27 protein-coding genes are annotated in these 26215 nt (G+C 65.6%); 14 read left to right on the top strand and 13 right to left on the bottom strand.

The genetic code is table 11. The features are described from left to right. The first annotated feature begins 15 nt into the window (after positions 1 to 15). Positions 16 to 570 (top strand): PAN domain-containing protein, encoded by a 555-nt coding sequence (locus CK489_RS04585; protein ID WP_050628230.1) that lies wholly within the window; start codon positions 16 to 18, stop codon positions 568 to 570. 142 nt (positions 571 to 712) lie between these two features. Here the strand turns inward: CK489_RS04585 and CK489_RS04580 are convergent, their stop codons facing one another. The 5 genes from CK489_RS04580 to CK489_RS04560 all read right to left on the bottom strand — a co-directional run bounded on the left by CK489_RS04580 (position 713) and on the right by CK489_RS04560 (position 4563). Further along, the gene (locus CK489_RS04580) at positions 713 to 1279 is read right to left on the bottom strand and encodes a nucleotidyltransferase family protein (protein ID WP_095731444.1); all 567 of its coding nucleotides are present in this window, start codon (positions 1277 to 1279) and stop codon (positions 713 to 715) included. Beyond that, a complete protein-coding gene (locus CK489_RS04575) occupies positions 1276 to 1623 on the bottom strand; it encodes an MmcQ/YjbR family DNA-binding protein (RefSeq protein ID WP_095731443.1) in 348 nt (115 codons plus the stop codon). Before CK489_RS04575 ends, CK489_RS04580 begins: the two co-directional genes overlap by 4 nt. Before the next feature lie 10 nt (positions 1624 to 1633). After that, positions 1634 to 2404, bottom strand: coding sequence for a signal peptidase I (gene lepB / locus CK489_RS04570; RefSeq protein WP_050628233.1), 771 nt, complete (start codon positions 2402 to 2404; stop codon positions 1634 to 1636). Further along, positions 2404 to 3828, bottom strand: a complete 1425-nt coding sequence (gene tldD / locus CK489_RS04565; protein ID WP_095731442.1) for a metalloprotease TldD — start codon at positions 3826 to 3828, stop codon at positions 2404 to 2406. Before tldD ends, lepB begins: the two co-directional genes overlap by 1 nt. Positions 3829 to 4110: 282 nt before the next feature. Then, entirely contained in the window at positions 4111 to 4563 is a 453-nt protein-coding gene (locus CK489_RS04560; protein WP_095731441.1) for a winged helix-turn-helix transcriptional regulator, read from the bottom strand. 135 nt (positions 4564 to 4698) lie between these two features. Here CK489_RS04560 and CK489_RS04555 point away from each other — a divergent pair, with 135 nt between their 5' ends. The 3 genes from CK489_RS04555 to CK489_RS04545 are packed head-to-tail and all read left to right on the top strand — an operon-like array spanning position 4699 to position 6252. Next, positions 4699 to 5091, top strand: a complete 393-nt coding sequence (locus CK489_RS04555) for a DoxX family protein (protein WP_095731440.1) — start codon at positions 4699 to 4701, stop codon at positions 5089 to 5091. A 10-nt stretch (positions 5092 to 5101) separates the two neighbouring features. Continuing rightward, positions 5102 to 5620 carry a DsrE family protein gene (locus CK489_RS04550; RefSeq protein WP_095731439.1) on the top strand — a complete coding sequence of 173 codons (519 nt, stop codon included), beginning with the start codon at positions 5102 to 5104 and terminating at the stop codon, positions 5618 to 5620. Positions 5621 to 5655: 35 nt separating this feature from the next. Next, entirely contained in the window at positions 5656 to 6252 is a 597-nt protein-coding gene (locus CK489_RS04545) for a TlpA family protein disulfide reductase (RefSeq protein ID WP_095731907.1), read from the top strand. An 18-nt stretch (positions 6253 to 6270) separates the two neighbouring features. Here the strand turns inward: CK489_RS04545 and CK489_RS04540 are convergent, their stop codons facing one another. After that, positions 6271 to 6801 (bottom strand): invasion associated locus B family protein, encoded by a 531-nt coding sequence (locus tag CK489_RS04540; RefSeq protein WP_050628236.1) that lies wholly within the window; start codon positions 6799 to 6801, stop codon positions 6271 to 6273. A gap of 483 nt (positions 6802 to 7284) precedes the next feature. Here CK489_RS04540 and coxB point away from each other — a divergent pair, with 483 nt between their 5' ends. The 8 genes from coxB to CK489_RS04500 all read left to right on the top strand — a co-directional run bounded on the left by coxB (position 7285) and on the right by CK489_RS04500 (position 13886). Continuing rightward, complete coding sequence (gene coxB, locus CK489_RS04535) at positions 7285 to 8124, top strand: cytochrome c oxidase subunit II (RefSeq protein ID WP_095731906.1); 840 nt, start codon at positions 7285 to 7287, stop codon at positions 8122 to 8124. A gap of 82 nt (positions 8125 to 8206) precedes the next feature. Further along, a complete protein-coding gene (ctaD, locus tag CK489_RS04530) occupies positions 8207 to 9823 on the top strand; it encodes a cytochrome c oxidase subunit I (protein ID WP_050628237.1) in 1617 nt (538 codons plus the stop codon). 64 nt (positions 9824 to 9887) lie between these two features. Continuing rightward, a complete protein-coding gene (locus CK489_RS04525; protein WP_095731438.1) occupies positions 9888 to 10826 on the top strand; it encodes a heme o synthase in 939 nt (312 codons plus the stop codon). 39 nt (positions 10827 to 10865) lie between these two features. Then, complete coding sequence (locus CK489_RS04520) at positions 10866 to 11030, top strand: cytochrome c oxidase system small membrane protein (protein ID WP_050628239.1); 165 nt, start codon at positions 10866 to 10868, stop codon at positions 11028 to 11030. A 5-nt stretch (positions 11031 to 11035) separates the two neighbouring features. Further along, positions 11036 to 11674 carry a cytochrome c oxidase assembly protein gene (locus CK489_RS04515; protein WP_050628321.1) on the top strand — a complete coding sequence of 213 codons (639 nt, stop codon included), beginning with the start codon at positions 11036 to 11038 and terminating at the stop codon, positions 11672 to 11674. A 106-nt stretch (positions 11675 to 11780) separates the two neighbouring features. Further along, entirely contained in the window at positions 11781 to 12677 is an 897-nt protein-coding gene (locus CK489_RS04510; protein ID WP_021076884.1) for a cytochrome c oxidase subunit 3, read from the top strand. 64 nt (positions 12678 to 12741) lie between these two features. Then, positions 12742 to 13128 (top strand): DUF983 domain-containing protein, encoded by a 387-nt coding sequence (locus tag CK489_RS04505; protein WP_095731437.1) that lies wholly within the window; start codon positions 12742 to 12744, stop codon positions 13126 to 13128. Beyond that, complete coding sequence (locus CK489_RS04500; RefSeq protein WP_095731436.1) at positions 13125 to 13886, top strand: SURF1 family protein; 762 nt, start codon at positions 13125 to 13127, stop codon at positions 13884 to 13886. Before CK489_RS04505 ends, CK489_RS04500 begins: the two co-directional genes overlap by 4 nt. A 10-nt stretch (positions 13887 to 13896) precedes the next feature. On the opposite strand, the gene CK489_RS04495 is transcribed toward CK489_RS04500, so the two are convergent. From CK489_RS04495 to CK489_RS04485, 3 genes are read right to left on the bottom strand one after another with little or no spacing between them, the layout of a single operon-like run. After that, positions 13897 to 17016, bottom strand: a complete 3120-nt coding sequence (locus tag CK489_RS04495; protein ID WP_095731435.1) for an efflux RND transporter permease subunit — start codon at positions 17014 to 17016, stop codon at positions 13897 to 13899. After that, a complete protein-coding gene (locus CK489_RS04490) occupies positions 17013 to 18209 on the bottom strand; it encodes an efflux RND transporter periplasmic adaptor subunit (RefSeq protein WP_245350256.1) in 1197 nt (398 codons plus the stop codon). The genes CK489_RS04495 and CK489_RS04490 overlap by 4 nt, the downstream gene beginning before the upstream one ends. Then, a complete protein-coding gene (locus CK489_RS04485; RefSeq protein WP_095731434.1) occupies positions 18206 to 18799 on the bottom strand; it encodes a hypothetical protein in 594 nt (197 codons plus the stop codon). Before CK489_RS04485 ends, CK489_RS04490 begins: the two co-directional genes overlap by 4 nt. Positions 18800 to 18884: 85 nt before the next feature. Here CK489_RS04485 and CK489_RS04480 point away from each other — a divergent pair, with 85 nt between their 5' ends. Further along, positions 18885 to 19778 (top strand): LysR substrate-binding domain-containing protein, encoded by an 894-nt coding sequence (locus tag CK489_RS04480; protein ID WP_245350255.1) that lies wholly within the window; start codon positions 18885 to 18887, stop codon positions 19776 to 19778. 5 nt (positions 19779 to 19783) lie between these two features. Here the strand turns inward: CK489_RS04480 and CK489_RS04475 are convergent, their stop codons facing one another. Both CK489_RS04475 and CK489_RS04470 read right to left on the bottom strand, forming a co-directional pair. Beyond that, positions 19784 to 20686 (bottom strand): amino acid ABC transporter substrate-binding protein, encoded by a 903-nt coding sequence (locus tag CK489_RS04475; RefSeq protein WP_095731432.1) that lies wholly within the window; start codon positions 20684 to 20686, stop codon positions 19784 to 19786. Between the two features lie 17 nt (positions 20687 to 20703). After that, positions 20704 to 22026, bottom strand: coding sequence for an aspartate aminotransferase family protein (locus tag CK489_RS04470; RefSeq protein WP_095731431.1), 1323 nt, complete (start codon positions 22024 to 22026; stop codon positions 20704 to 20706). Between the two features lie 231 nt (positions 22027 to 22257). On the opposite strand from CK489_RS04470, the gene gcvA reads away from it, so the two are divergent. Then, a complete protein-coding gene (gene gcvA / locus CK489_RS04465) occupies positions 22258 to 23160 on the top strand; it encodes a transcriptional regulator GcvA (protein WP_095731430.1) in 903 nt (300 codons plus the stop codon). Positions 23161 to 23178: 18 nt separating this feature from the next. On the opposite strand, the gene CK489_RS04460 is transcribed toward gcvA, so the two are convergent. Further along, entirely contained in the window at positions 23179 to 24768 is a 1590-nt protein-coding gene (locus CK489_RS04460; protein ID WP_095731429.1) for a DHA2 family efflux MFS transporter permease subunit, read from the bottom strand. Between the two features lie 15 nt (positions 24769 to 24783). Next, positions 24784 to 26031, bottom strand: a complete 1248-nt coding sequence (locus CK489_RS04455) for an HlyD family secretion protein (RefSeq protein ID WP_095731428.1) — start codon at positions 26029 to 26031, stop codon at positions 24784 to 24786. Positions 26032 to 26215 lie beyond the last annotated feature (184 nt).

The raw sequence follows: 26215 nt of genomic DNA, 5'->3' as shown, positions 1-26215 counted from the left end.
TTTGAAAGCAATCTCATGGGGATAGGCCGCCTCTTTAGGGCGTGTGTGGTGATGTTCGCGGTCTTGTCGGCCGTTGCCGTCACGCGCCCGGCATTGGCGCAAACCAATTTCGACCGTCCCGGCGGCGACTATCTGAACGCGCCGGTGACGTCGGGCGACCCCGCCGATTGCGCGCTGACCTGCGAGCGCGACCGCCGCTGCCGCGCCTGGAGCTTCAGCTATCCGACCGATGCCAACAACGGCGCGGTGTGCTGGCTGAAGAACAGCGTGCCGGCGCGGGTGCAGGACGTCTGCTGCGTCTCCGGTGTGCGTGGCGCGGGCGTGGTCGAACCGCGCAACGGCGCCATCGAGACCTCGATCGACCGTCTCGGCGGAGACTACAAGAATTTCGAGTTGAAGAGCAGCGACGGCGACGAGGCCTGCCAGGCCGCCTGCACCGCCGACAACAAGTGCCGCGCCTGGACCTACGCCCGGCCCGGCTATGCCGGCCGCGACGCGCACTGCTTCCTGAAGAAAGAGATCAAGCCGCCGCGGCGCAAGGCGGGGTTCACGTCGGGCGTGGTGCGGTAGCGGCCGCACACACATCTGTCGTCCCTGCGAAAGCAGGGACCCATGACCACAGCTGCTGGTTACTGCGCGATATTTGAATGACGAGTCCCGTTCACCACATCTGCTGCGGAGTATGGGTCCCTGCTTTCGCAGGGACGACAAACTACTCTGCTGCGATCACCGTGATCTCCGGCCACAGCGCCTTCCAGCGCGTTGCCTTCTTCGCATAGTTCGCCGCCGAAAAATTCGCGGTCCGGTTCGGCCGCACGATCATGCCGGCGACATCGTCGAAACCGCTCGGCGCGTAGACGTCGTAGCCGCTTGCGCTGCGGCGGATGCCGACCTGCACATTTGTGCTGAGGAAGCGATCGATGCCGTCGGTCGAACGCGACAGCGCCGGGTAGGGCACGCCGTGCTTGCCGGGATACCAGAGATGGACCCGGGCCTGGTTGCGCACCTCGATCGCGACGCCGAGGTGGCCGAGCCGTGCGGTGAGGTCGCGGATGACCGCATCCTCGGCCTCCCATGACGTGTCGGAATCGAAATAGAAGACGTCGTAGTCGTTGATGCCGTGATCGAGCGGCCGCTTCGTCAGCACGTTCCACACGCTCTGCACCAGGCAACCGGCCACCAGGCAGGCATCGGGCAAACCGAGGCGGTCAAGCTCGTCCGTGATTGCTGGATTGACCGGGTTGCGCAGCGCCGCGGCGAGGAATTCGTCTTGCGTCACGACGATGCGGCCGCATCGTAATCCCTGACCGCCTTCTTCGAGGCCAGCGTGCGCCAGTGCCGACGCAGCAGCGGCTCGACGGTTGCGCGCTTCGCCTTCGACAGGCGGATCAGCACGATCGGATAATCCCGATAGTGATCGGTGAAATAGAAGACCTTGGGCTGGCTCTCAACCAACATGTCGCGCTCATCCGGCGGCACGCCCGGCATCACCAGGCTGTCAGCGTCTTCCTTGAGTCGCACCAGCATCTTCTTGCGCACCTTCAGCGCCGGCGTGCCGTAGGACGAGCCGTCCTCAACCTCCGGCCACGCCAGCACCAAGGTCCTGACGTCGTCGAAGGTCACGTCGGCAAGCTCACTGCACCGAGGTGAAGAAGCGCGCGAGGCGGAAGCCGGACAGCCAGGTCCAGACCGGCTGGCTGCGGATGCCCATGTCCCAGGAGCCGACCACCGCATCGGCGCGGCCGATCAGATTGTCGATCGGCAGCAGCCCGACGCCGCCGTCGCGCACCGGCACGCGGCTGTCGGCGGAATTATCCCGGTTGTCGCCGAGCACGAACAACTGGCCCGGCGGCACCGTCACCTCGGGCGTGTTGTCGAGCCGGCCATTGTCGCGGATCTTGAAGATCGCGTGGCTGACGCCGTTCGGCAGCGTCTCGATGTAGCGATAGGCGTCCTCGCCGCCGCCGCGATCGTCCTCGGCAAAGCCGGTGCCGTCGGGCTTCAGTGCCGCCGGATGATCGTTGATGAACAGCTGGCCCTGTCGCATCTGGATGCGATCGCCGGGCAGCCCGACCACGCGCTTGACCCAGGCCTGCGAGCGATCGCCCGGCCAGCGGAATACGACGACGTCGCCGCGCTTCGGCGTCTCGCCGAACACCCGGCCGGTTTCCGGCAGCGTGATCTGGATCGGCAGCGACGCCGCGCCGTAGCCATAGGGAAATTTCGAGGCGACCAGCGCATCGCCGATCAGGAGCGTCGGCTCCATCGAGCCCGACGGCACGTAGAACGGCTCGGCGATCGCGCCCTTGGCGAGGAACACGACGGCCACGATCGCGGCCAGTTGCACGGCCTGTCCGCGCCAGCTGGTGGGCTTGGTCGCCACGACTTCGTTTCCGCTGCTCACTAGCCCGTTCCTCCGACCGTAATCCGTTCCATCCGGAGCGTCGGCTGGCCGACGCCGACCGGCACGCCCTGGCCGTTCTTGCCGCAGGTGCCGATTCCCGTATCGAGCGCAAGATCGTTGCCGATCATGGTGATCCTGTGGAGATCGGTCGGCCCGTTGCCGATCAGCATGGCGCCCTTCAGCGGGGCGCCGAGCTTGCCGTTCTCGATCTTGTAGGCCTCGGTGCACTGGAACACGTATTTGCCCGAGGTGATGTCGACCTGGCCGCCGCCGAAATTGGCGGCATACATGCCGTTCTTCACCGAGGCGATGATCTCGGCGGGATCGCGGTCGCCGGACAGCATGTAAGTGTTGGTCATGCGCGGCATCGGCACGTGAGCATAGCTCTGCCGACGGCCGTTGCCGGTCGGCTTCATGCCCATCAGGCGGGCGTTCTGACGGTCCTGCATGTAGCCGACCAGGATGCCGTCCTCGATCAGCACGGTGCGGTTGGTCGGCGTGCCCTCGTCATCGATCGACAGCGAACCGCGGCGCGAGGCCATGGTGCCGTCGTCGACCACGGTGACGCCCTTGGCCGCGACCTGCTGGCCCATCAGGCCGGCGAAGGCGGAGGTCTGCTTGCGGTTGAAGTCGCCCTCGAGTCCATGACCGACGGCCTCATGCAGCATCACGCCGGGCCAGCCGGCCCCTAACACCACGTCCATCTCTCCGGCCGGCGCCGGCACCGATTCGAGATTGACCAGCGCCTCGCGCAGCGCGCCGTCGGCGGCGTCGCGCCAGGCCTTGGTCTCGATGAAGCGGGCATAGCCCTCACGGCCGCCATAGCCCTTGCTGCCGCTCTCTTGCCGGTCGCCCTGGCCGGCGACCACGGAGATGTTGACCCGCACCAGCGGGCGGATGTCGCGATAGCTCTCGCCGTCGGGCCGCAGGATCTCCACCACCTGCCAGGTCGCGGTGAGGCTGGCCGAGACCTGCCGCACCCGCGGGTCCTTGTCCCTGACATAGGCGTCGATCTCGCCGAGCAGCTTGACCTTGGCCTCGAACGCCGGTCCGTCCAGCGGATTCTCATCGCCATAGAGTCTGACATTGGTGTGGGCGGGCGCCGCGGCGAACGTGCCGGCATAGCCCCCGCGCACCGCCGCGACCGCGTCGGCCGCGCGGATCAGCGCCGCGATCGAGACGTCGGAGGAATGCGCATAGCCGACCGCGTCGTCCTTGACGGCGCGCAGGCCGAAGCCCTGCGAGGTGTCGTAGGTCGCCTGCTTCAGCCGGCCGTTGTCGAACACCAGCGCCTCGGTCTGCCCGAACTCCAGGAACAGCTCGCCGTCATCGGCGCCTTCAAGGCCGCGCGATACCTCGCGGCGGACGGCATCGCGGTCCAGATTGGCGCGGTCGAGCAGGGAGGTCGTGGCGGGATTGGTCATGGTCACTCCGACGCAGTGCGATGTCTTGGCGAGTCCTTGGGCGATTCTTCGTCATCCTTGCCTGAAGCACAGCTGATTGCCAGTGCGGAACCGCAGCAGGGATTCCAGTGATTGAAGCAGAGACGAGCGGAAAACTCATCTTACAACCCGGAAACCTGTGCCGGTCCCGGTTCCAGGCCCGGACGGCAATTGCCAAACATAGTGTTTGGGGTGGCAAACCGGGAGTGCCTGCGACAGTGACATCGGTCACGGCAGCCCCGCGGGATACTCACCTTGTCGTCATCACGGCGAGCGCCGCCCGGCCTTCCGGGGCTGGTCTTTCGGCTCGCCTTGATCGATCGACGGCGCCGGCTGTGCGGTGCTCCCGGTCGAGGTCGGGAAGCCGTGCTCCTGCGCCCAGCGGAAGAGCTCGTCGAACACCGGCTTGAGCGCCTTGGCCGACGGCGTCATCTCGTACTCAACCCGGGGCGGGACCTCGGGATAGACCGTGCGCTTGACCAGGCCGTTGGCCTCGAGGTCGCGCAGCTGGGTGGTCAGCATGTGCTGGGTGACGCCGGGGATCGCCTGCCGCAACTCGCCGAAACGCCGTTTGCGCTCGACCAGTTGCCAGAGGATGTCGCCCTTCCATTTTCCGGCCAGCACCGACAGCGCGCGATGAAATTGCGCCGACAGGTCGCCGTTGCACGGCTCGGACGCCGCCGGAGGCTCGGCAGGCTCAATAGTCAGTTTTTTCATACTACCTCACAAAAAGCATCCTACTTGTTCTTTTCATCTTACTCCCGAATTTAGTCCATCGAAAGCTGCGGGCCTGCCGCCGATCGGTCAGGCGGCCGCGCGGTCCGGTCGTTTCGATCAATCGAGGAGTCATCAATGTCAGTTGCCGTTGCCGCTGCGCCGTCGCGCTGGAAATCCGTCAGTCTCTGGGTCGTCAGGGGACTGCTTGCGCTGGCCTTCGCCGCCGCGGGCGCCGCCAAGCTCTACGGCGTGCCGATGCTGGTCGAGGAATTCGAGCACATCGGGCTCGGCCAGTGGTTCCGCTACTTCACCGGATCACTGGAGCTGGTCGGCGCAATCCTGATCCTGCTGCCCCCGGTCGCAGCGTTTGGCGGCGTGCTGCTGAGCTGCATCATGGTCGGCGCGACCATCAGCCACCTGTTCGTGATCGGCGGCTCGCCGGTGCCCGCCCTCGTGCTGTTGGCCCTGAGCGCGATCGTCGCCTACGCCAAACGCAGCCAGTTCGCGCTGCTCGCGGCCGCGCCGTGAGGTCGCCGCAATGCGCGTCTCCCGCCGCATCCTGACGCTCGCCGCGGGGCTTGTGCTTGCATTCGCGGTGCCGTTCGCCGTGACATTGCTGCTCGCCGGCTCGGTCGCGGCGGTCTCCAAGCCGGAGCCCAAAAACCTCGGCTCAAAGCAGCCCGAGCCGCGCGTGCACCACATTGTGCTGCCGATCAACAGCGACGACCCGACCACGATGCGGGCGCTGATCTCGACCGCGCTCAACCTCCCGAAACATTACCGGGAGCGCAACGAGCCGTTCGAGATCGAGGTCGTCGCCTACAATGCCGGCGTCCACATGCTGCGCGCCGATACCTCGCCGGTGAAGGATCTGCTGCGGGTGGTGCACGGGCTGACGCCCGGCATCCGCTTCGTGGTCTGCGAGGCCACCAAGCTCGGCATGGAGCGTGCCGAGGGACATCCGCTCGTGCTGCTCGACAATGTGGATCTGGTGCCGAACGGGCCCGGCCGCATCGTCGAATTGCAGGAAGCCGGCTGGTCCTACATCCGGTCGTGAGCGATGCAGCCGTCAAGCCAAGCGGAGAACTGACCATGACCGTTGTTCGTGCGCCCACGCGCCGCGCCGTCGTCGCCGGCATGATCGGCGCGGGCGCTGCGCTCGCGATGCCGGTGCGCGCCGCGTCGGGACCGCCGCAATTCGGCACCATCCGGCATCAGTTCACGCTGGTGCAGGGCGCCTATCCAGTCCCGCCGGTTGCGATCCCGTCGCTGGCCGGCGGCGCGCTCGATCTCACCGCGCGCAAGGGCAGACTGGTGTTGGTGAACTTCTGGGCCACCTGGTGCGCGGCTTGCCGGACCGAACTGCCGATGCTGGACCGGCTCGCTGCGAGCGGCCGCAGCGACCTCGCGATCATCGCCGTCAGCACCGATCGCAACCGCGCGCTGGTGGCGCCCTACGTCAAGCAGCTCAAGCTGCGTCACCTCGCGATCGGCTTCGATCCCGGCGGTCTCGTCTCACGCGTCGATGCCGCCGAGGTCCGGACGCCGTTTGCGCTCTACGGCATGCCGATCTCGTTTTTGATCGGCATGAGCGGAAAGGTCGAGGGCTATCTGACGGGTGAAGCGGACTGGCTGTCCGCCGATGCGAGTGCGTTGTTCGACTATTATGCGAGGGGTGCTGGGCGGTGATTTCGCGCAGCACGCGACCTAGGGCAATTTGTCATACCCCTCCGCCAGGCCGTTCAGGCTGAGCGGAAAGCCAATGCCCTCTTCCGGGGTCTCGAAGATGATGAAGGTCGCGGTCTTGGCGTTCTTGAGCTGGCCGAGCAGCTTGTCGTCCATCACGACCTCGGCGACGCAGCCATTGGGCAGACAGCGGACGAAGCCGGCGCGGCCGACATCCTGATTGTCGAGTTTCAGGCCGAGGCCGGAGGGCAACAGCACGCCGAGAGGGGCGACCACGCGCATCAGCCGGCTCTTCTGGTCCGCGGTCTTCAGCACGATCACGGTCAGGCCGGCATTGGAGCGGTCTTCCGCTACCACGCTCTGGATCAGGGCGCATTGCTCGGCTTGGGCTCCGGGCGGGGTGTCGCAGCGGATCTGCCAGTCACCATGGACCGAGCGCACCGCGCCCTGCGCGTTTGCCGCCTGGGTCAGGCCGAGCGAAAATGCGGCCGCCAAGAGGGCGCCGAGCCAGCGCGGCAGCGCCCGTCCTGCCTGAATGTTCGAAGCGCCCATCCGGGTCGATCCTCTAGAATGTTGGGTCCGGCCGTTCCGGCCGCCGGTAGCACGCAACAGCCGACTGATACCGCAATGACGGCGCCTTGAAGGCGATCTTGAAGCCATTCCAGCGCCGGATTGGGGCAGCCCGCAGCGAATCAGGTTCCTGTGGGCTACCGTGTCTGTGGGTACATCCGGCAATCCCCCTGTCAACTGCATGCGGCGACGTTTCGGCGACTTTCGCTTGATTCTGCGGGAAAAATCGCAAGCGGCAGCTTCATGGCAGGCGCATGGCTTTCGGCCCTACTACTGCATTGCGAGCGCCTGAGAATTATGGTTTGAGAGGCTGGATTTCGACGCGTTCTAGCGATCTGGCTCCCGTACCCACCTTGACTCAGAGACGGGTATGTCCGGAAGGCCGTTTGTCAGGGCGGATCGTGCTGCATTTCCGGCCACATGCCGGAGGTGCTTTGGGGAATAATGCAAGGGAGCGCGAGCGGCATGAAGATGTCGATTGGCCGGTTGGGCAGGCAATTGCTGGGGTTGGCGGTAGCGGGTGTGGCGTCTGTCGCCGCGGGATCGGCCTTCGCCGAAATGGGGCAGCCGGCGCCGTGGGAGCACACGCTGCAGGAAGCCGCGACCCCGGTGATGGAAAACATCATCTGGTTTCATAACTTCTTGCTGGTGCTGATCACCGTCATCACGCTGTTCGTGTTGGCGTTGCTGGTCATCGTGGTGGTGAAGTTCAACGCCCGCGCCAACCCGGTCCCCTCCAAGACCACCCACAACACCCTGATCGAAGTGGCCTGGACGCTGATCCCGGTCCTGATCCTGGTCGGCATCGCGGTGCCGTCGTTCCGCCTGCTGTTCCTGGAGCTCGACGTGCCGAAGCCGGACCTCACCGTGAAGGTCACCGGCAAGCAGTGGTATTGGTCCTACGCCTACCCGGATAACGGCAAGTTCGAATTCGACTCGCTGCTCGACAAGGAAAAGCAGCCCCGTCTGCTCGGCGTCGACAACGAGATGGTCGTCCCGGTCAACAAGGTGGTGCGGATCCAGACCACCGGCGCCGACGTGATCCACTCGTTCGCGGTGCCCGCGTTCGGCGTGAAGATCGACTCGGTCCCCGGTCGCCTCAACGAGAGCTGGTTCAAGGCCACCAAGACCGGCGTGTTCTACGGCCAGTGTTCGGAACTGTGCGGCAAGGACCACGCCTTCATGCCGATCGCGGTCCGGGTCGTCAGCGACCAGGAATTCGCGACCTGGGTTGAAGGGGCGAAGAAGAAGTTTGCGACCAACCCGGCGAATTCCTACGCCTCGGCTGGTCAGGCGGCGCAGTAGGCCGAGCGGCTTATTGCGGCGGATGGAATAAGGGCGACGGGACCGCGAGGTCCGAGAGGGACTGCAAGGCAGGATTTTGAACATGGCGACAGGCGCAGCGACACACGACGATCACGCCCATGATGATCACGCCCACCATCCGACCGGATGGCGGCGCTATCTCTACTCCACGAACCACAAGGACATCGGTACGATGTACCTGGTCTTTGCGGTGATCGCGGGCGTCATCGGCGCGGCGATGTCGATCGCGATCCGTGCCGAGTTGATGTACCCGGGCGTCCAGATATTCCACGAAACGCACACTTATAACGTGTTCGTGACCTCGCACGGTCTGATCATGATCTTCTTCATGGTCATGCCGGCGATGATCGGCGGGTTCGGCAACTGGATGGTGCCGCTGATGATCGGCGCGCCGGACATGGCGTTCCCGCGCATGAACAACATCTCGTTCTGGCTGCTGCCGGCCTCGTTCGCGCTGCTGCTGCTCTCCACCTTCGTCGAGGGTGAGCCGGGCGCCAACGGCGTCGGTGCGGGCTGGACCATGTACGCGCCGCTGTCGACCTCGGGCCATCCCGGTCCGGCGGTCGATTTCGCGATCCTGTCGCTGCATCTCGCCGGTGCATCGTCGATCCTCGGCGCCATCAACTTCATCACTACGATCTTCAACATGCGCGCGCCGGGCATGACCCTGCACAAGATGCCGCTGTTCGTGTGGTCGATCCTGGTGACCGTGTTCCTGCTGCTGTTGTCGCTGCCGGTGCTCGCCGGTGCGATCACCATGCTGCTGACCGACCGCAATTTCGGCACCACCTTCTTTGCGGCTGACGGCGGCGGCGACCCAGTGCTGTTCCAGCATCTGTTCTGGTTCTTCGGCCACCCCGAAGTGTACATCCTGATCCTGCCCGCGTTCGGCATGGTCAGCCAGATCGTCTCGACCTTCTCGCGCAAGCCCGTGTTCGGCTATCTCGGCATGGCCTACGCCATGGTCGCGATCGGCGGCATCGGCTTCGTGGTGTGGGCGCACCACATGTACACCGTCGGCATGTCTTCGGCGACGCAGGCCTATTTCGTCGCCGCCACGATGGTGATCGCGGTGCCGACCGGCGTGAAGATCTTCTCCTGGATCGCCACGATGTGGGGCGGCTCGATCGAATTCAAGGCGCCGATGATCTGGGCTGTCGGCTTCATCTTCCTGTTCACCGTCGGCGGCGTCACCGGCGTGGTGCTGGCCAACGCCGGCGTCGACCGCGTGCTGCAGGACACCTATTACGTGGTGGCGCACTTCCACTACGTGCTGTCGCTCGGCGCCGTCTTCGGCATCTTCGCCGGCTGGTACTACTGGTTCCCGAAGATGTTCGGCTACATGTACTCGGAGAAGATCGCCAAGGCGCACTTCTGGTTCACCTTCGTCGGCGTCAACCTGGTGTTCTTCCCGCAGCACTTCCTCGGACTGTCGGGCATGCCGCGCCGCTATGTCGACTATCCGGATGCGTTCGCCGGCTGGAACCTGATCTCCTCCTGGGGCTCCTACATCTCCGGCTTCGGCGTCCTGATCTTCATCTACGGCGTGATCGATGCCTTCGTCCGCAAGGAGCAGGCCGCGAACAATCCGTGGGGTGCGGGTGCCACCACGCTGGAGTGGACGCTGACCTCGCCGCCGCCGTTCCACCAGTTCGAAGTGCTGCCCCGCGTGCAGTAAGTCCAAGACAACGCGGCGCACCTTGGGTGCGCCGCGCCTTTACTTAGAGAAGTGAGACCTGATCTTGTCGGTTGTCGATCACAACGCCATCGAACTGCCCCGGATCTCCGAGGCCGAAGTGGGCGACTACATCGCGCTGTTGAAGCCGCGCGTGATGTCGCTGGTGATCTTCACCGCGCTGGTCGGGCTGATGATCGCGCCGGTCCATGTGCATCCGGTGCTGGCGTTCACATCGATCCTGTGCATCGCGGTCGGCGCCGGTGCCTCCGGCGCGCTCAACATGGCCTATGAGAGCGACGTCGACGCCTTGATGTCGCGCACTGCCAACCGGCCGATCCCGCGCGGCCGTATCACCCAGGCCGAGGCGGCTGCGTTCGGCCTGACGCTCGCCTTCTTCTCGGTGATGACGCTCGGCATCCTGGTCAACTGGGTGGCGGGCGCGCTGCTCGCCTTCACCATCTTTTTCTATGCCGTGGTCTACACGATACTGCTGAAGCGCTGGACCGCGCAGAACATCGTGATCGGCGGCGCCGCTGGCGCGCTGCCCCCGGTGGTGGCGTGGGCCGCCGCGACCGGCTCGCTCTCGGTCGAGCCGATCCTGCTGTTCCTGATCATCTTCTTCTGGACCCCGCCGCACTTCTGGGCGCTGGCGCTGTTCCGCAGCGACGACTATGCGCGCGCCGGCATCCCGATGCTGCCGGTGGTCGCCGGTCCGGACGCCACCCGCTTGCAGATCCTGCTCTACACCATCGTGCTGGTCGTGATCGCGCTGGCGCCGTGGCCGCTCGGCTATTTCGATGCGATCTACGGCGTCACCTCGCTGGTGCTCGGCGCCGGCATGCTGTGGCTCGCGATCGAGGTCTATCGTCGTCGTGAGGGTGTTGCGGCCAACCGCGCCACGCGCCGGCTGTTCGCCTTCTCGATCCTTTATCTGTTCGCGCTGTTCGCTGTCCTCCTCGCCGAGGTGGTGGTCCGCGCGATCCTGCCTGTCTTCATCGGATAGGGACGCCGGGGGGGCGAGATGGGGGCGCACGGGATAGCAATGGACGACAAGAACGAACCAGACGGCATCGTCCTCACCGAGGCGCAGCTCAAGAGCCGCCGCCAGCGTTCGGTCGCGATTGCGCTCGCGCTCGGCGTCATGGTGGTGCTGTTCTTCGCCGTCACCCTGGTCAAGGGGCCGGCCGTGCTGGTGCGGCCGCTGTGAGCGAGATGGCGAACCAGGGTGCACCGCAGGCTCCGCAAGGCGAGGGCGCCAAGGTGACGCGCCGCATGCTGACGCGTGACGCCATGGTCGCGTCGATCTGCGGCTTCGTCGTGGTGCTGATGGTCGGCGCGTCCTACGCGGCCGTGCCGTTCTACAACTGGTTCTGCCGCACCACCGGCTTCAACGGCACCACCCAGGTCGCGACCTCGGTGCCGACGGATGCGCCGCTCGAGCGCACCATTGCGGTCAGCTTCGATTCCAACGTCGCGCCGGGCCTGCCCTGGAAGTTCGAGGCCGAGCAGACCACGGTCGACGTCAAGATCGGCCAGGTCGTCACGGTCTATTACACCGTGACCAACCAGTCGGCGCGCACCACGACCGGCCAGGCCGCCTACAACGTCGCGCCGCTGACGGTCGGCGCCTATTTCCAGAAGATCAACTGCTTCTGCTTCACCGAACAGACCATGGCGCCGGGCGAGAAACGCGAGATGGCCGTGGTGTTCTATGTCGATCCGGCGCTGGCCAAGGACAGCGAGAACGACACGCTGAAGACGATCACTTTGTCCTACACCTTCTTCCCCGTGCGTGATGCCGCGCCGAAGCCTGTGGCTGCGGGCGAGGCGGAGCAGCGCAAGGGCGGCTAGAGCATGATCCGGAAAAGTGGAGACCGGTTTTCCGGAAGATCATGCTGATGAGATTGGAATTCTAAGATTAAGACGTGCCTTGCGGCACGCGAATGGAGAGACGGCAATGGCTGAGGCGCAAGTCAAGCATCACGACTATCATCTCGTCGACCCGAGCCCGTGGCCGGTGGTCGGCTCGGTCTCGGCCTTCATCATGGCGCTCGGTGCGATCGGCTGGATGCACCACATGTTCTCCGCTGCCCCGATCGTGTTCGGCGTCGGTACCATCGGCGTGCTCTACACCATGGCGAGCTGGTGGGGCGACGTGATCAAGGAAGCCCAGTACAAGGGCGACCATACCCGCGTGGTGCAGATCAGCCATCGCTACGGCATGATCCTGTTCATCGCCTCCGAGGTGATGTTCTTCGTTGCCTGGTTCTGGGCGTTCTTCAACTCGGCGCTGTTCCCGGCCGATGCGGTGCACGCCACGCGCGATGCGGTGTTCGGCTGCGGCGCCGGCACGGCGATGGGCGCCTGCTCGGTGCCCGGCACCTGGCCGCCCCACGGCATCGAAACCTTCGATCCCTGGCATCTGCCGCTGCTCAACACGCTGCTGCTCCTGACCTCGGGCACTACCGTCACCTGGGCGCACCATGCGCTGCTCGAGAACGACCGCCAGGGCCTCAAGCAGGGCCTGATCCTCACCGTGATCCTCGGCGCCTGCTTCACCTGTGTGCAGGCCTATGAGTACGCCCATGCGACGTTCTCGTTCGGCGGCAATGTCTATGGCGCGACCTTCTTCATGGCGACCGGGTTCCACGGCTTCCACGTGCTGGTCGGCACCATCTTCCTGCTGGTCTGCCTGATCCGCGCCTATGCCGGCCACTTCACCCCGAAGCAGCATCTCGGCTTCGAGTTCGCCGCCTGGTACTGGCACTTCGTCGACGTGGTCTGGCTGTTCCTGTTCATCTGCATCTACGTCTGGGGCCACGGCGCCGAGTCGATGGCGCACGGCGCACACTAACTTCGCTGACGTGCTAAGAGGGGGCGGCCTGATGGCCGCCCCTTTTGCTTTTGATAGAGAGCCGATGACCGATACCCCGCCCACAGTGACCGAGAGCGCGATCCGCGGCATCGCCTGCCGCTGTCCCCGCTGCGGCAAGGGCAAGCTCTATTCCGGCTTCCTGACGCTGGCGCCGCGCTGCGAGGCCTGCGGCCTCGACTACGCCTTCATCGATGCCGGCGACGGCCCGGCGATCTTCATCATCATGCTGGCCGGCGCCATCGTGGTCGCGGCGGCGCTGATCGTCGAGGTGAAGTACCAGCCGCCATTCTGGGTTCACGCCGCGCTGTGGCTGCCATTGATCCTGGTGACCACGATCCTGCCGCTGCGCTCGATGAAGGCGCTTTTGATCGCGCTGCAATTCCACCACAAGGCCGCCGAAGGCCAACTGATCGAGCGCGACCCGAAATGAATGATGTCTCTACGCGCCGGCCGAGCGCGGCCGGCTTCGGCATTTTCACCTTGATCCTGATCGCGGTGTTCATCGCGCTCGGCGTCTGGCAATTGCAGCGCCGGGTCGAGAAGCATGCGCTGATCGCCGCGCTCGACACCCGGCTTGCTGCGCCGACCGAGGCGCTGCCGCCGCCATCGGCGTGGCCGACGGTGACCTCCGCGAAGGATGAATTCCGCCGCGTTACCCTGACCGCGACCTACGCCAAACTGCCCGACGCGATGGTGTTCAGCTCCGGCTCCGCGGTACGCGACGACATTTCGGGACCCGGCACTTGGGCATTCCTGCCGGCCAAGCTCGCCAGCGGCGAGACGGTGGTGATCAATACCGGGTTCGTCCAGAACACGATGCAGGACCGCGCCTTCGAGGATCGCGTCACCGGGCGCCTCGTCACCGGCGCGCCGGTCGAGCTCACCGGCTATATCCGCTATCCCGAGCCGCCAGGCCGGCTGACGCCGAAAGAGGATCCGGTGAAGCGGCTGTGGTTCGTGCGCGACCATCGCGCGATGGCGCAGGCGCTCGGCTGGGGAGAGGTCGCACCGTTCTATATCGACCTCGAGTCGCCGGTGCCCGACAGCGGCACGCCGAAGCCGGGGGCGCTGAAGGTGCATCTCAAGGACGACCACATGCAATACGCCATCACCTGGTTCTCGCTGGCGGCCGCGGTCACGATCGCGTTCGGCCTCTGGTGGCGCGGCCAGCGCCGCCGCGCGGGCTGAGACGAGCAGGTCACGAGGCCGCCCCGGCTTCGTGCGGCGCGTCCTTCCGCGCAGCTGTGCGCAGGTTGGCCAACGACCGGCTGATCCTGTCGAGATAGATGTACACGACCGGCGTCGTGAACAGCGTCATCAGCTGCGAGACGATCAGCCCGCCGACGATGGCAAAGCCGAGCGGCTGGCGCAACTCCGATCCGGTGCCGGTGCCGATCATCAGCGGGACGCCGCCCAGCATCGCGCACATCGTCGTCATCAGGATCGGGCGGAAGCGCGCCCGGCAGGCCATGTAGATCGACTGTTCGGCGGAGACATGCTGGTGGCGCTCGGCCTGCAGCGCGAAATCGATCAGCATGATGCCGTTCTTCTGCACGATGCCGATCAAGAGGATGATGCCGATCAGCCCGATCACGTCGAGCCCGAGGCCGAACGCCCACAGTGCGACCAGCGCGCCGAGCCCGGCGGACGGCAGGGTCGAGAGGATCGTGATCGGGTGGATCGTGCTCTCATAGAGCATGCCGAGGATCAGGTAGACGGCGACCAAGGCGGCGAGGATCAGGATCGGCGTCGACGCGAGCGCCGCCTGGAACGCCTGCGCATTGCCCTGGAAGCTGGTGACGACGGTCGACGGCACGTGAAGATCGGCGGTCGCCTTTTGCACGGCTGCGACCGCAGATCCCACCGCCGTGCCCGGCGCCAGGTTGAAGCTCAGCGTCACCGACGGAAACTGGCTCTGATGGTTCACGGAAAGCGGCGCGGTGCCGTAGTCGATGCTCGCGATCTGGCTCAGGGGCACCATCGTCCCCGCGGATGAGCGGACATAGATGCGGTTGAGCGCGTAGGGGCCGAGCTGGAACGACGGATCGACCTCCAGGATCACGTAGTAGGTGTTGAGCGTCGTGAACAGCTGGGCAACGTGACGCTGGCCGAATGAATCATAGAGCGTGTTGTCGACCGCGGCCGGATCGATGCCGAGCCGGGAGGCGGCGTCGCGGTCGATCTGCAGCTTGAGCTGGCGCGCAGCGTTGGCCTGGTCGGTCGCGACGTCGGCCAGTTCCGGCAACGTCTTCAGCTTCTGATACAGCTTGCCGGCCCACAGATTGAGCTCGTCCTGATTCACGTCGGTGAGGGTGAACTGATACTGCGTCTTGGACAGGCGGCTGGCGAGATTGATGTCCTGTGTCGCCTGCATGAACACCGACATCCCCTTGATCTTCTGCAGTGCGGTGTCGAGCTGGCGGATCACCTGATCGGCCGATGCGTCGCGTTCGGCGCGCGGCTTCAACAGCACGAACAGGCGGCCGTTGTTCTCGGTCACGGTCGGGCCGCCCGGTCCGATATAGCCGGTCGCGTTGGCGACTGAGGGGTTCTTGGAAATGACGTCGATGACGCTGCGTTGCAGCGTCGCCATCTGCGCCGGCGAGATGTCGGCCGAGGCCTCCGTGATGCCGGTGATCATGCCGGTGTCCTGCTGTGGGAAGAAGCCCTTGGGGATGGCCACGAACAGCAGGCCGGTCACCGCGACGCATGCCAGCATGATCGACAGGGTCGTGGCCTTGTAGCGCAGCGCCGCGGCCAGCACGGCCTCGTAGGCGGTCTGGATCGCGACGAAGCCGCGCTCAAGCGTGCGCGAGATGATCCCGGCCTCGGCGCCCTGGTGCGGCGACAGCAGATAGGCGCACATCATCGGCGTCAGCGTCACCGAGACGATCACCGACACGACGATGGCAACGCAGACCGTGACAGCGAATTCCTGGAACATGCGGCCGATCACCCCGCCCATCAACAGCAGCGGAATGAACACCGCGATCAGCGAGACCGAGATCGAGATGATCGTGAAGCCGATCTCGCCGGCGCCCTTCAAGGCGGCCTGCATCGGAGAAAGGCCTTCCTCGATGTGCCGCGAGATGTTCTCGATCATCACGATGGCATCGTCGACGACGAAGCCGACCGCGATTGACAGGCCCATCAGCGAGAGGTTGTCGAGGCTGTAGTTGAGCAGATACATCACGCCGAAGGTGCCGATCAGCGAGATCGGGACCGAGACCGCGGGGATGATGGTCGCCCACATATTGCGCAGGAACAGGAAGATCACCCCGACCACCAGCGCAATGGTCAGCACCAGCGTGAACTGAACGTCGGCGACGCTGGCGCGGATGGTCTGCGTACGGTCCGAGGCGATCGTGACCTTGATGTCGGACGGCAGGCTCGACACCAGCTGCGGCAGCAGCTTCTTGATGCCGTCCACCGTGCTGATCACGTTGGCGCCGGGCTGGCGCTGGATCGCCAGGATGACGGCGGGCTTGTCGTTGTACCAGCCGTGCAGCGTGACATCCTCGGCCGCCACGATGGCATGCCCGATGTCGCGCAGACGCACCGGCGCGCCGTTGCGATAGGCGATGATCAGATCGTCATATTTGCTCGCGACGAGCACCTGGTCGTTGGTCGCCAGCGTATAGGCCTGCTGGCTGCCGTACAGCACGCCCTTCGGCTGGTTCACGGTGATGTTGCCGAGCGTGGTACGCAACTGCTCGAGATCTAGCCCTGCGGCAGCGAGCTTGGCCGGATTGACCTGCACCCGGATCGACGGCTTCTGCATGCCGCCGATGGTGACGAGCGAGACACCCGGCACCTGCGACAATTTCTGCGCCAGGATGCTGTCGGCATAGTCGTCGACCTTGGTCAGCGGCTCGGTGTCCGACGTCAGCGCGATCAGCAGCACCGGCACGTCGGCCGGATTGACCTTGTGGAAGGTCGGCGGCGACGGCATGGTCTTGGGCAGTTGCCCCGATGCCGCATCGATTGCGGTCTGCACGTCCTGCGCGGCTGCATCGACGCTGCGGTTCAGCGCGAATTGCAACGTGATCTGGGTGTTGCCGAGCCCGCTGCTCGAACTCATGCCGGTCAGGCCGGCGATCTGGCCGAACTGCCGTTCCAGCGGGGTTGCGACCGACGAGGCCATGGTCTGCGGGTCGGCGCCGGGCAGTTGCGCGGTGACCTGGATGGTCGGAGTGTCCACCGTCGGCAACGCCGAGACCGGCAGCCGCACGAAGGCGATCATGCCGACCAGCACGATGGCGATGGCCAGAAAGGCGGTGGCGACGGGCTTGCGGATGAAACCTGCGGAGACGTTCATGGCAGCATACCTGCGCTTGCGGTGGTTGCGTCCTGGACCTGGTCGTTCTTGTCGTCGGGCACGATCTCGACTGTCGTCCCCGGATTGAGCCGGTACTGACCCGCGGTGACCACGGTCTCGTTCGCGGCGAGGCCTTGCTCGATCAGGACCTGTCCGTCGCGCGATTGGCCGGTCGTGACATTGCGGATGCCGACGACGTTGTTCGGGCCGACCGTATAGGCGAAGGCGCCGTCCGGCCCCTGGCGCACCGCCGTCAGCGGCACGGTGAGCGCGTTGTGCCGAACCGCGATCGTCAGATGGACGTTGACGAAGGTGCCGGGCCACAGCGTGTTGCCGGCGTTGGGAAACGATGCCTTCAGCTGCACGGTGCCGGTCGAACTGTCGACCTGGTTGTTGATTAGCATCAGGCTGCCGTGGTCGAGCTTGTGCTTGTTCTGGGCATCATAGACATCGACCGACGCGTCGCCGGAAGCCAGCGCCTGCTGGACACCGGGGATATCGCCGGATGGCAGCGTGAAGATCACCGCGATCGGCCGCAACTGGGTGAGGACCACAAGCCCGTTGGTATCGGTCGGGTGCACGACGTTGCCGGGATCGATGCGGCGGATGCCGGTGACGCCGTCGAACGGCGCCGTGATGGTGGCGTAGCTCAGCTGGGTCTGTGCGGCTTCCAGCGCGGCCTTGTCGAGCGCGACGGTGCCTTCGCCCTGCGCGACCTGCGAATCCTGGGTATCGAGCAATTGCTGGGTCGCAAAGCCGCGAGTGGCGAGCGGCTGGGTACGCGCCAGATTGGTCCTGGCGTTCTTCAGGCTCGCCTCGTCGCGCGCCAGCGCGGCCTCTGCCTGGTCGACCTGGGCCTCGTAGACACGCGGGTCGATCCTGGCGAGGACATCGCCGCGCTTAACCTGCTTGCCCTCGACAAAATCGACGCTGTCGAGCGTGCCCTGCACCTGGGTGCGGATGGTGGCCGCGTTGATCGGCGTCACCGTGCCCAGCCCTTCGACCACGATCGGCACGTCGTGCTGCGCGACCTTCGTCGCTGTCACCGGGACGACAGGCGCGACCGTCTTCGACTGGGCTGCAGCCGGAGCCTTGTCGGCCGCGCGGTCCGGCCGATCCACGGCATAGAGGCCGACGCTGACCGCGGCGGCCACCAGGCACGCGCCCGCCATTTTGAGGGTCTTTGATGTCATGGGTTACCAGCTCCATCGGTGGTCCGGCGGCCGATCGTTGCGACCAGCTCGAGGACAAAGGTTTCAGTTGCGCTCGCCGCGGCCGCTTCCATCGCGCGGCCGGCGGCGAGGTCGAGATTGATGACGCGTGCGTCGAGATCGGCAGCGCGCAATGCGCCGATCAGGCCGCCGTGCGGCGCTTCGTCGTTGTGATGAATGACGAGACGGATCGCGGTTGCCGTCGGCGCCACCGGAAACGGCAGTGCGTCGGCGGCGACGTCGACCGCGACAATGCCGCCACAGGGCAGCTCGCCCCGCAGCGCCAATTCGAGCACGAGCCGCGCGAGGTGCCCTTCGCCCAGCAGGATCAGGTGCCGCGGCGCCGTGGCGGTGCGATCGAGCGCGTCCGCGACGCCGCTCAGGATGCCGGCATGGCTGGTTTCGCGAAGTGCGATCGGCAGCCATGCTGCTTGCGGCGTGAGCCGCCGCCAGTGCGCGAAGGTCTCCGGGGCTGCGAAATCAGCGGCCTCGGGGACGGTCAGGACGCCGACCAGGACGCGCGTGGTGCGAGCGGGCGGGGTTGCGATGGCGCTGTGCGGGCTCTCGGGCATGCGCGGAAGCTGGGCCCAGGCTCGATATTATTCAAATGAATTGTCTTTATCCTCCAATTCACATCGTGCATGATGAAGCATGCGGATGCGCAATCTCGATCTCAACCTGCTGCTGGTGTTCGACGCCATCATGCGCGAACGCAGCGTGGTGCGCGCGGCCGGCGCACTTGCCATCAGCCAGCCCGCCGTGAGCCACGCGCTGAACCGGCTGCGTCATGCGTTGAAAGACCAGCTGTTCGTCCGCACGCCGTCCGGCATGCTGCCGACACCACGTGCGGAAGCGCTCGCGCTGCCGGTCCGCAAGGCGCTGAGCGAGCTGCAGCTCGCGGTCGAGGGTGATCGTTTTGAACCGGCGCAGGCGGAGCGGCGCTTCGCCATTGCGGTCAACAACTATGCCGCGGTGGTCGTCGCCGGTTCGGTCATCGCGGCGGTACGCGCGCAGGCGCCCAAAGTGCGGCTGACGCTGGTGCCGAGCGGGACCTTGAATCTCGCCGACAGGCTCGATCGCGGCGAGCTCGATCTTGCGATCTCCGCCCGAGCGCTGGATGGCGAGCGTTTTGCGTCCCGCCGGTTGATCGAGGACCGCTTCGTCGCAGTGCTGCGGGCCGGTCATCCGGCGTTGCGCAAGAAGCTGACCGGCGAGACGCTGGTCGAGCTGCCGCACCTTGCGATCACCTCCAGCGGCGAGGATCTGGATTTCGTCGACGCCTGGCTGCGGGCCCGCAAGGCCGAGCGCACCATCGCCTCCGATGTGCCGTATCTGTCCGCCGGCGCCGTCCTGGTGCAATCGAACATGGTTGCGATCCTCGGGCGTAAGCTCGCGCTCGAATTCCGCCGCGCCTATCCGATCGAGATGCGGGAGCTGCCATTCGACGCATCGAAGCTGCAGAGCGTCATGAGCTGGCACCGCCGCTTCGACGATCTGCCGGCGCATCGCTGGCTGCGGGAGACAATCATTGCGGCGACTGCCGGGATATGAACTGCTTACGGCATGAGCGCGTCACTGGGGGAGGCGACGCGGAGCTTCATTGCATCGCTCATCGGCAGCTGCAAATTCTGCCCCCTCGGCGGGATCGGCTGCTCGAACCATTTCGCATAGAGCCTGCCGAATTCGCCCGATGCCATCTTCTCTCTGATTGCACCGTCGACCAGCGCCTTGAACTCCGGGTCCTGCTTGCGCATCATCAGCCCGTAATAGGTCGGTGCATAGGTCGCCGCGAGCATCCGGAAGGCCTTGGGGTCCTGCGCGTTGGCGACCATCCCGGCGACCAGGATATCGTCCTCGAACCAAGCTGCGGCGCGGCCGGTCCGCAGCATCAATAGCGATTCGGCATGGTCCTTGGCCTGCGCAATCGTCACCTTGAGCTTGTGGTCGGCGATGGTCTTCTGGGCGCCGGCAAGGTTGAGAGAACCTTGTGTGACCACGATGGTCTGCCCGTCGAGCTGTTTGAGGTCGGTGATCGGAGATTGATCGACCACCAGCCAGCGCGGCGATGCGACATAGGTCGCAACCGAGAATGCCACCTGCTTCTGCCGCTCGGCCGTGTTGGTCGTGCTGCCGCACTCGATGTCGATGGTGCCGTTCTGCAGTAGCGGAATGCGGTTGGAAGCATCGACCGCGACGTATTCGGTCGCAAGCGTCGGCCGTCGCAATTCGGCGCGGATCTTGTCGGCGATCGCCCCGCAGAGATCGAGCGAGAGGCCGGTCGGCTTCTGATCCGCGCCGATGAAGGCAAACGGGATCGAGGCCTCGCGATAGCCGAAGGTGATCTTACCGAGCTCCCTGATCTTGTCGAGCGTCTCGCTCGCCGCGTGAGCCGTGCCGGACTCGAATGCAGTGATCGATAGTGTAGCGAGTGTCAACGCGTGGAAACAGTTACGGATCATGTCGGCCTCCCCTGTTGCTAGCCGGCTTTGCTGCGTGACAATTCGTCGAGGCTCTCCCGCAAAGACCGGTCGAGGATGTCGGTGGCCCGGTCGATTTCGTCGGCGGAGACGGTGAGCGGCGGCGCGATCCGCCACACCGATCCGCGCTCGGGACGACGGCGGATGTTCATGCTGAGGCCGTGCTCGAAGCATTTCCTGGTGGTCAGCCCGCCCAGCTGATGCGCAGCGTTCTTGCTGTTGCGATCGGTGACCAGTTCGACGCCGAGCAGGAGCCCCGCGCCCCTGATGTCGCCGATCTGCTCATATTTCTGTTGCAAACCTTCGAGCCGGTTGCGCAAGTAGGCGCCCATCACATTGGCGCGTTCGACCAGCTGCTCCGCGGCGATGACGCGCAACACGGCAAGGCCCACTTCCGCGAGCAGCGGGTCGGACACGTGGCTCGTGTAGTAGGTGAAATGATCGTCGTGCAGCTTGTGCTCGATCGCCTCGGTGATCGACACCGCGGCGAGCGGCAGGCCACCGCCCAGCGTCTTCGACATCGTCATGATGTCCGGCACCACGCCGAAATATTCGGAGCCCGTCTTCCTGCCGATGCGGCCGAACGCGGTTTGCGCTTCGTCGAAGATCAAGAGCATGCCGCGGTCGTGCGCCGCCTTGCGCAGCGCCTCCATGAACGCCTTCGGCGGCACCAGCACGCCGCCGGCACTGATGATCGGCTCGGCGATGATCGCTGCACCCCGGCCGCTCGACTGCATGTTGAACATCTTCAGCGCGAGATCGAGATTGGCGAGGGCGGATTCCTCGTCGCTGGCCTTCGCAATATACGGTCGGTAGGCGTTGGGCTCGGGGATGACGAACACGCCGGGCGGCGGCACGCCGTAGCCCTTGCGATCGCTCGCCATCGAGACCGAGGCGGCACCGCCGGTGATGCCGTGCCAGGAGCCGCCGAGCACCAGCACCTCGTAGCCGCCGGTGTACATTTTGGCCATGCGGAGCGCGACTTCGGTCGCCTCCGAACCGGTGTTGATGAAGATCGAGCGCTTGAGATCGCCCGGCAGCCAGTCGGTGGCCAGCACCTGGGCAAGCTCGGCAACCACTTCAGGGATCATGCCGCTGAACATGTGGAACGCCTTGCGGCCGGCGCGCTCGACCGCCTCGACGATCGCCGGGTGGTTGTGGCCGATCGTGGCGCACATCTGGCCGGACGTGAAATCGAGATACTCGCGGCCGTCGCTGTCGGTGACGATGGTGCCCTTTGCCGAGGTGAAGAGGTTGGGGAACACGTCGCCGCCATAGCGGACCAGGAATTCGTCGGCGGCGGCCTTCAGCGCGGAAGTCATGGCTTCTCCTCAGGCAAGCGGGAGCGATCGCGCGCGGCCGGAGCCGTGCGGCAATGCGGAATCCGCTTGCCATTCGTGGGTCGGGTCTGGGGTAACGTGGCTGTTGCGTCAGGACGTCTGCGGTACGAAACTTGCCTGCGCCAACAATGATATCGTTACCCGGCAGGCAGGATGGTCGCCAGTTCAAAAAATTCACCGGCCGATGAAGTGGAGTCAACGCAGCGGCCGCGCATGCCGCCGCTGAAGGCGCTACTGGCGTTCGAGGCCGCCTCGCGGCATGGCAGCTTCAGCCGGGCCGCCGATGAGCTTGGCGTCACGCCGTCGGCGATCAGCCATCACATCCAGAAACTCGAGGACTTCCTCGGCGTTCCGGTATTCTCCCGGCACGCCGGGCGCGCGGTGCTGACCGGTGCCGGACGGGTCTATGCCAGCGAGATCGAGCGTGCCTTCGGAACTATCGTCGGCGCGACGCGCCTGGTGGCGCCGCAGTCGCAGCGCGACCATCTGTTCATCGCGAGCGGCCCGAGCTTCGCCGCCAAATGGCTGCAGCCGCGGATCGGCGAGTTCATCGAACAGCACCCCGAGATCGGGATCAGGCTGTCGACGATGTCGGATCTGCGCGATCTCGAGACCATCCGCTTCGACCTTGCGATCGCCTATGGCTGCCCGCCCTCAGGCAAGGGCCGGCAGGCCGAACCGCTGCTGGCGGAGCGGTTGCGCCCGCTGTGCAGCCCGCGGCTGATCGAACAGGCGCAGCTGCGTGAGCCGGCCGATCTCTGCCGCGCGACCCTTATTCATTCCTCCAACGCGCTGACCTGGACCGACTATCTGCGCCAGGTGATCGGGACCAGCATCAAGGCTCGGCACGAACTCTGGTTTGACCGTTCGACCATGGCGATCGATGCGGCCGTCGAAGGTCTTGGCGTGGTGCTCGAAAGCGAACTGCTTGCCGCCGACGAATTGAAGAAGGGCACGCTGGTCGCACCGTTCGATCACCCCGAATTCGAAGTCGAGACGGTGTCCTACTATCTGGTGCGCTCGGCCGAAGCCAAGGGCCGCGGCCATGTCGCCGCGTTCGAGGCGTGGCTGCGCACGAAGATCGCGACAGCGAATCTTCGTGCGCCGGTGACGTGAGATCTCATCCGCACCGGCTCAGTGGCCGGCCGGGGCGGGGCCGCCGAGCTTGATGTTGCGCAAGGTCAGCGCCAGCGGGATCGCCGACAGCGCGATCAGCATCAGGACCCAGAACGCATCCATGTAGGATAGGAACGAGGCCTGGGTCTGCACCTGCTGGCCGATCCACTGCACCGCCTGCTGCTGCGCTTGCAGCAGCGAATTGCCTTGGGCGACGAAGAAGTCGGTCATCCGGTGCAGCGTGTCCTGGTATTGCGGGCTCGACGGCGTCAGCTGCTCGACCAGCCGGCTCTGGTGGAACTGCTCGCGATGCGTCAGCACGTTGGAGACCAGCGAGACGCCGATCGAGCCGCCGGTGTTGCGCGCCGCATTGATCAGCGCCGAGGCCTGGTCGGTCTTGCCGGCCGGGATGCCGTCATACGACGCCGCCATGATCGGGATGAAGATCAGCGGCAGGCCGACGCCGATCAGCATGCGCGAGCGCGCCATGTACCAGAAGCCGAGATCGCCATAGACATTGGTCATGCTGTACATCGAGGCCGCGATGACCAGCGCGCCGACGATGATCAGATATTTCGGCTGCACCTTGGCGGCGAGCCGGCCGACCACGAACATCATCGCCATGGTGACCACGCCGCCGGGCGACAACACGAGGCCGGCCCAGGTGGCGGTGTAGCCGAAATCCTGCTGCACCAGTTGCGGCAGGAACTGGGTGGTCGCGAGCAGGATCGCTCCGGTCGCCAGCATCACCAGGAAGCTCGCGCCGAACTGCCGGGTCGCGACCATCCGCAAGTCGATCATCGGATTGCGACGGGTCATCTCCCACGGGATCATCAGCACGAACGCGATCGCGCAGATCGCGGCCGACGTGATGATGAAGGACGATCCGAACCAGTCGTCCTCCAGGCCGCGGTCGAGCGTCACCTCGAGCGCGCCAAGGAAGGTCGCCACCAGCGCGAAGCCGATGAAATCGAATGAATTGTCCTGTTTCTGGTCCTTCGACTTGGCGGGCTCCTGCAAGACCGCCCCGATCAGGGCGATCGCGAACAGGCCGACCGGAGCGTTGATCAGGAAGCACCAGTGCCAGGACAGATTGTCGGAGAGCCAGCCACCGAGCGTCGGGCCGACCACCGGCGCCACCACGACGGCGATGCCGAACACCGCAAACGCCTGGCCGCGCTTGGCGGGCGGGAAGGCGTCGGCAAGGATCGACTGCGCCACCGGCACCATGCCGCCGCCGCCGAGACCTTGCAGGATGCGGAACAGCAGCAGCGCGTTGAGGTTCGGCGCGAAGCCGCACAGGATCGAGCTCACCGTGAAGATGCCGAGGCAGATCAGGAAGAAGGTCTTCCGCCCGAGCATCTTGGCGAGGAAGCTGGAGGCGGTGAGGATGATGGCGTTGGAGACCAGGTAGCTCGTCACCACCCAGGAGGCTTCATCCTCGCTGACGCCCATGCCGCCGGCGATATAGGGGAGCGCCACGTTGGCGATGGTGGTGTCGAGCACCTCCATGAAGCTCGCGAGCGCGACCACGATGGCGATCAGCCATGGATTGACGGTGACGCTCGGGACAGGGAGGCTCTTGGCATCGATTGCTGCTGCACTCATGACAGCCTCCTGCGATCAGAGCTTGCCGAGACGCTCGAGCAGCGCCGGCGCGGGATTGATCCGCACGGTGGGCACCACCGACATGCCCGGTCCAAGCGCGACGTCGGTCGGCGGGTTGTCCATCACGATCTTGACCGGCACGCGCTGCACGATCTTGACGTAGTTGCCGGTGGCGTTCTGCGCCGGCAGCAGCGAGAACGCGGTGCCGGAGCCCGGCTGCACGCTCTCGACATGGCCCTGGATGGTGCGGCCGGGATAGGCGTCGATCCGCATCGTCACCTTCTCGCCGGGGCGCATCTTGTCGAGTTGGATCTCCTTGAAGTTCGCGGTGACCCAGGTCTGGTCGGGCACGAACATCGTGAGGTTGGTGCCGGCCTGCGCGAACTGGCCGACCGCGGCCGAGAGGTTGACGACGCGGCCGGGCTGCGCGGCGGTGACCGTCGTATAGGACAGGTTGAGCTTCGCCTGGTCGCGCTGCGCGTCGGCCTGCGCCAAATTGGCGACCGCGCTCTTGCGCTGTGCCTTCAGCGATTCCACCTGGCGCTGCGCCAGATTCAGCTGCGCCTGCGAGCTCAACAGCGATGCCTGCTGCTGATGCAGTTGCGAGGTGTATTGCTCGGAGTTCTGCACCGTGCCGTAGCCGGTCTGCTCGAGATGCTGGTAGCGCGTCGCCTGCTGCTGGGCGAAGGTCAGTGCCGCCTGCGCCTGGTCGACCTGGGCCTGGCTGGCCGCGATCTGCGCCTGCTGCACGTCGAGCTGCGCGTCGACATTCTCGATGCTGGCCTGGGCAGCGGCGACCTGTGCCTCGGACTGTGCGAGGGCGGCGCGATAGTCGCGGTCGTCGAGCCGGGCGATCACGTCGCCGGCCTTGACGTGCTGGTTGTCGGTGACGGGGACCGCGGTGATGTAGCCGGAGACCTTCGGGGCGAGCGCGGACTGCCGTGCCGCGATGAAGGCGTCGTCGGTGGATTCGAAATGCCCGGTGTAGTCCATGTAGAGGTAGCCGCCGCCGAGCGTGGCGGCGAGCAGCACGGCGCCGACAGCGGAGACCACGGGCCGACGGCGCAGGAAGCTGCGCGGCGCCTTGCCGGTGATCTCCGGTGGGATTGTCGCAGGCGGCGCGGGCTCCCTGGCGGCGGGGCGCCCCTCGGCGGGTGCCTTCGCGGTGATCTCCGGCCGCTCCGACGCGATGTTGGGCTCATGAGGGGCGGGAGTTGAGGGCGCGCCCTCGCTGCCGTTATGCCCCGGTTGGTCGCGCTCCAAAACAGTGTCTTCGAACATGTTGGCTGCTCCAGCTGTCCGGCGAGGTCTGCAAGGCCTTCGCAAAAAGGGAACGGAACCGTTCCGTTCTGTGCGGCAAATAGTCCCGGCTGTGCGGCGCGTCAATAGGAACGGAACTGTACCGTTCTATTTACAACTAGATGTGATAGGGCTATATTGCGTGGTG

It is taken from the genome of Bradyrhizobium sp. UFLA03-84, from assembly GCF_002289535.1.
Taxonomy (GTDB): Bacteria; Pseudomonadota; Alphaproteobacteria; order Rhizobiales; family Xanthobacteraceae; genus Bradyrhizobium; species Bradyrhizobium viridifuturi.
The sequence above is the reverse complement of the archived record's forward strand: the minus strand, read 5'-3'. Positions and strand labels throughout refer to the sequence as shown.

What these genes read in the sequence shown, in the direction of transcription:
- CK489_RS04585 (WP_050628230.1), top strand. Translation starts at nt 16, where the DNA reads ATGGGGATAGGCCGCCTCTTTAGGGCGTGTGTGGTGATGTTCGCGGTC.
- tldD (WP_095731442.1), bottom strand. Translation starts at nt 3,828, where the DNA reads ATGACCAATCCCGCCACGACCTCCCTGCTCGACCGCGCCAATCTGGAC.
- CK489_RS04560 (WP_095731441.1), bottom strand. Translation starts at nt 4,563, where the DNA reads ATGAAAAAACTGACTATTGAGCCTGCCGAGCCTCCGGCGGCGTCCGAG.
- CK489_RS04555 (WP_095731440.1), top strand. Translation starts at nt 4,699, where the DNA reads ATGTCAGTTGCCGTTGCCGCTGCGCCGTCGCGCTGGAAATCCGTCAGT.
- CK489_RS04550 (WP_095731439.1), top strand. Translation starts at nt 5,102, where the DNA reads ATGCGCGTCTCCCGCCGCATCCTGACGCTCGCCGCGGGGCTTGTGCTT.
- CK489_RS04545 (WP_095731907.1), top strand. Translation starts at nt 5,656, where the DNA reads ATGACCGTTGTTCGTGCGCCCACGCGCCGCGCCGTCGTCGCCGGCATG.
- CK489_RS04540 (WP_050628236.1), bottom strand. Translation starts at nt 6,801, where the DNA reads ATGGGCGCTTCGAACATTCAGGCAGGACGGGCGCTGCCGCGCTGGCTC.
- coxB (WP_095731906.1), top strand. Translation starts at nt 7,285, where the DNA reads ATGAAGATGTCGATTGGCCGGTTGGGCAGGCAATTGCTGGGGTTGGCG.
- ctaD (WP_050628237.1), top strand. Translation starts at nt 8,207, where the DNA reads ATGGCGACAGGCGCAGCGACACACGACGATCACGCCCATGATGATCAC.
- CK489_RS04520 (WP_050628239.1), top strand. Translation starts at nt 10,866, where the DNA reads ATGGACGACAAGAACGAACCAGACGGCATCGTCCTCACCGAGGCGCAG.
- CK489_RS04515 (WP_050628321.1), top strand. Translation starts at nt 11,036, where the DNA reads ATGGCGAACCAGGGTGCACCGCAGGCTCCGCAAGGCGAGGGCGCCAAG.
- CK489_RS04510 (WP_021076884.1), top strand. Translation starts at nt 11,781, where the DNA reads ATGGCTGAGGCGCAAGTCAAGCATCACGACTATCATCTCGTCGACCCG.
- CK489_RS04505 (WP_095731437.1), top strand. Translation starts at nt 12,742, where the DNA reads ATGACCGATACCCCGCCCACAGTGACCGAGAGCGCGATCCGCGGCATC.
- CK489_RS04500 (WP_095731436.1), top strand. Translation starts at nt 13,125, where the DNA reads ATGAATGATGTCTCTACGCGCCGGCCGAGCGCGGCCGGCTTCGGCATT.
- CK489_RS04495 (WP_095731435.1), bottom strand. Translation starts at nt 17,016, where the DNA reads ATGAACGTCTCCGCAGGTTTCATCCGCAAGCCCGTCGCCACCGCCTTT.
- CK489_RS04490 (WP_245350256.1), bottom strand. Translation starts at nt 18,209, where the DNA reads ATGACATCAAAGACCCTCAAAATGGCGGGCGCGTGCCTGGTGGCCGCC.
- CK489_RS04485 (WP_095731434.1), bottom strand. Translation starts at nt 18,799, where the DNA reads ATGCCCGAGAGCCCGCACAGCGCCATCGCAACCCCGCCCGCTCGCACC.
- CK489_RS04480 (WP_245350255.1), top strand. Translation starts at nt 18,885, where the DNA reads ATGCGCAATCTCGATCTCAACCTGCTGCTGGTGTTCGACGCCATCATG.
- CK489_RS04475 (WP_095731432.1), bottom strand. Translation starts at nt 20,686, where the DNA reads ATGATCCGTAACTGTTTCCACGCGTTGACACTCGCTACACTATCGATC.
- CK489_RS04470 (WP_095731431.1), bottom strand. Translation starts at nt 22,026, where the DNA reads ATGACTTCCGCGCTGAAGGCCGCCGCCGACGAATTCCTGGTCCGCTAT.
- gcvA (WP_095731430.1), top strand. Translation starts at nt 22,258, where the DNA reads ATGCCGCCGCTGAAGGCGCTACTGGCGTTCGAGGCCGCCTCGCGGCAT.
- CK489_RS04460 (WP_095731429.1), bottom strand. Translation starts at nt 24,768, where the DNA reads ATGAGTGCAGCAGCAATCGATGCCAAGAGCCTCCCTGTCCCGAGCGTC.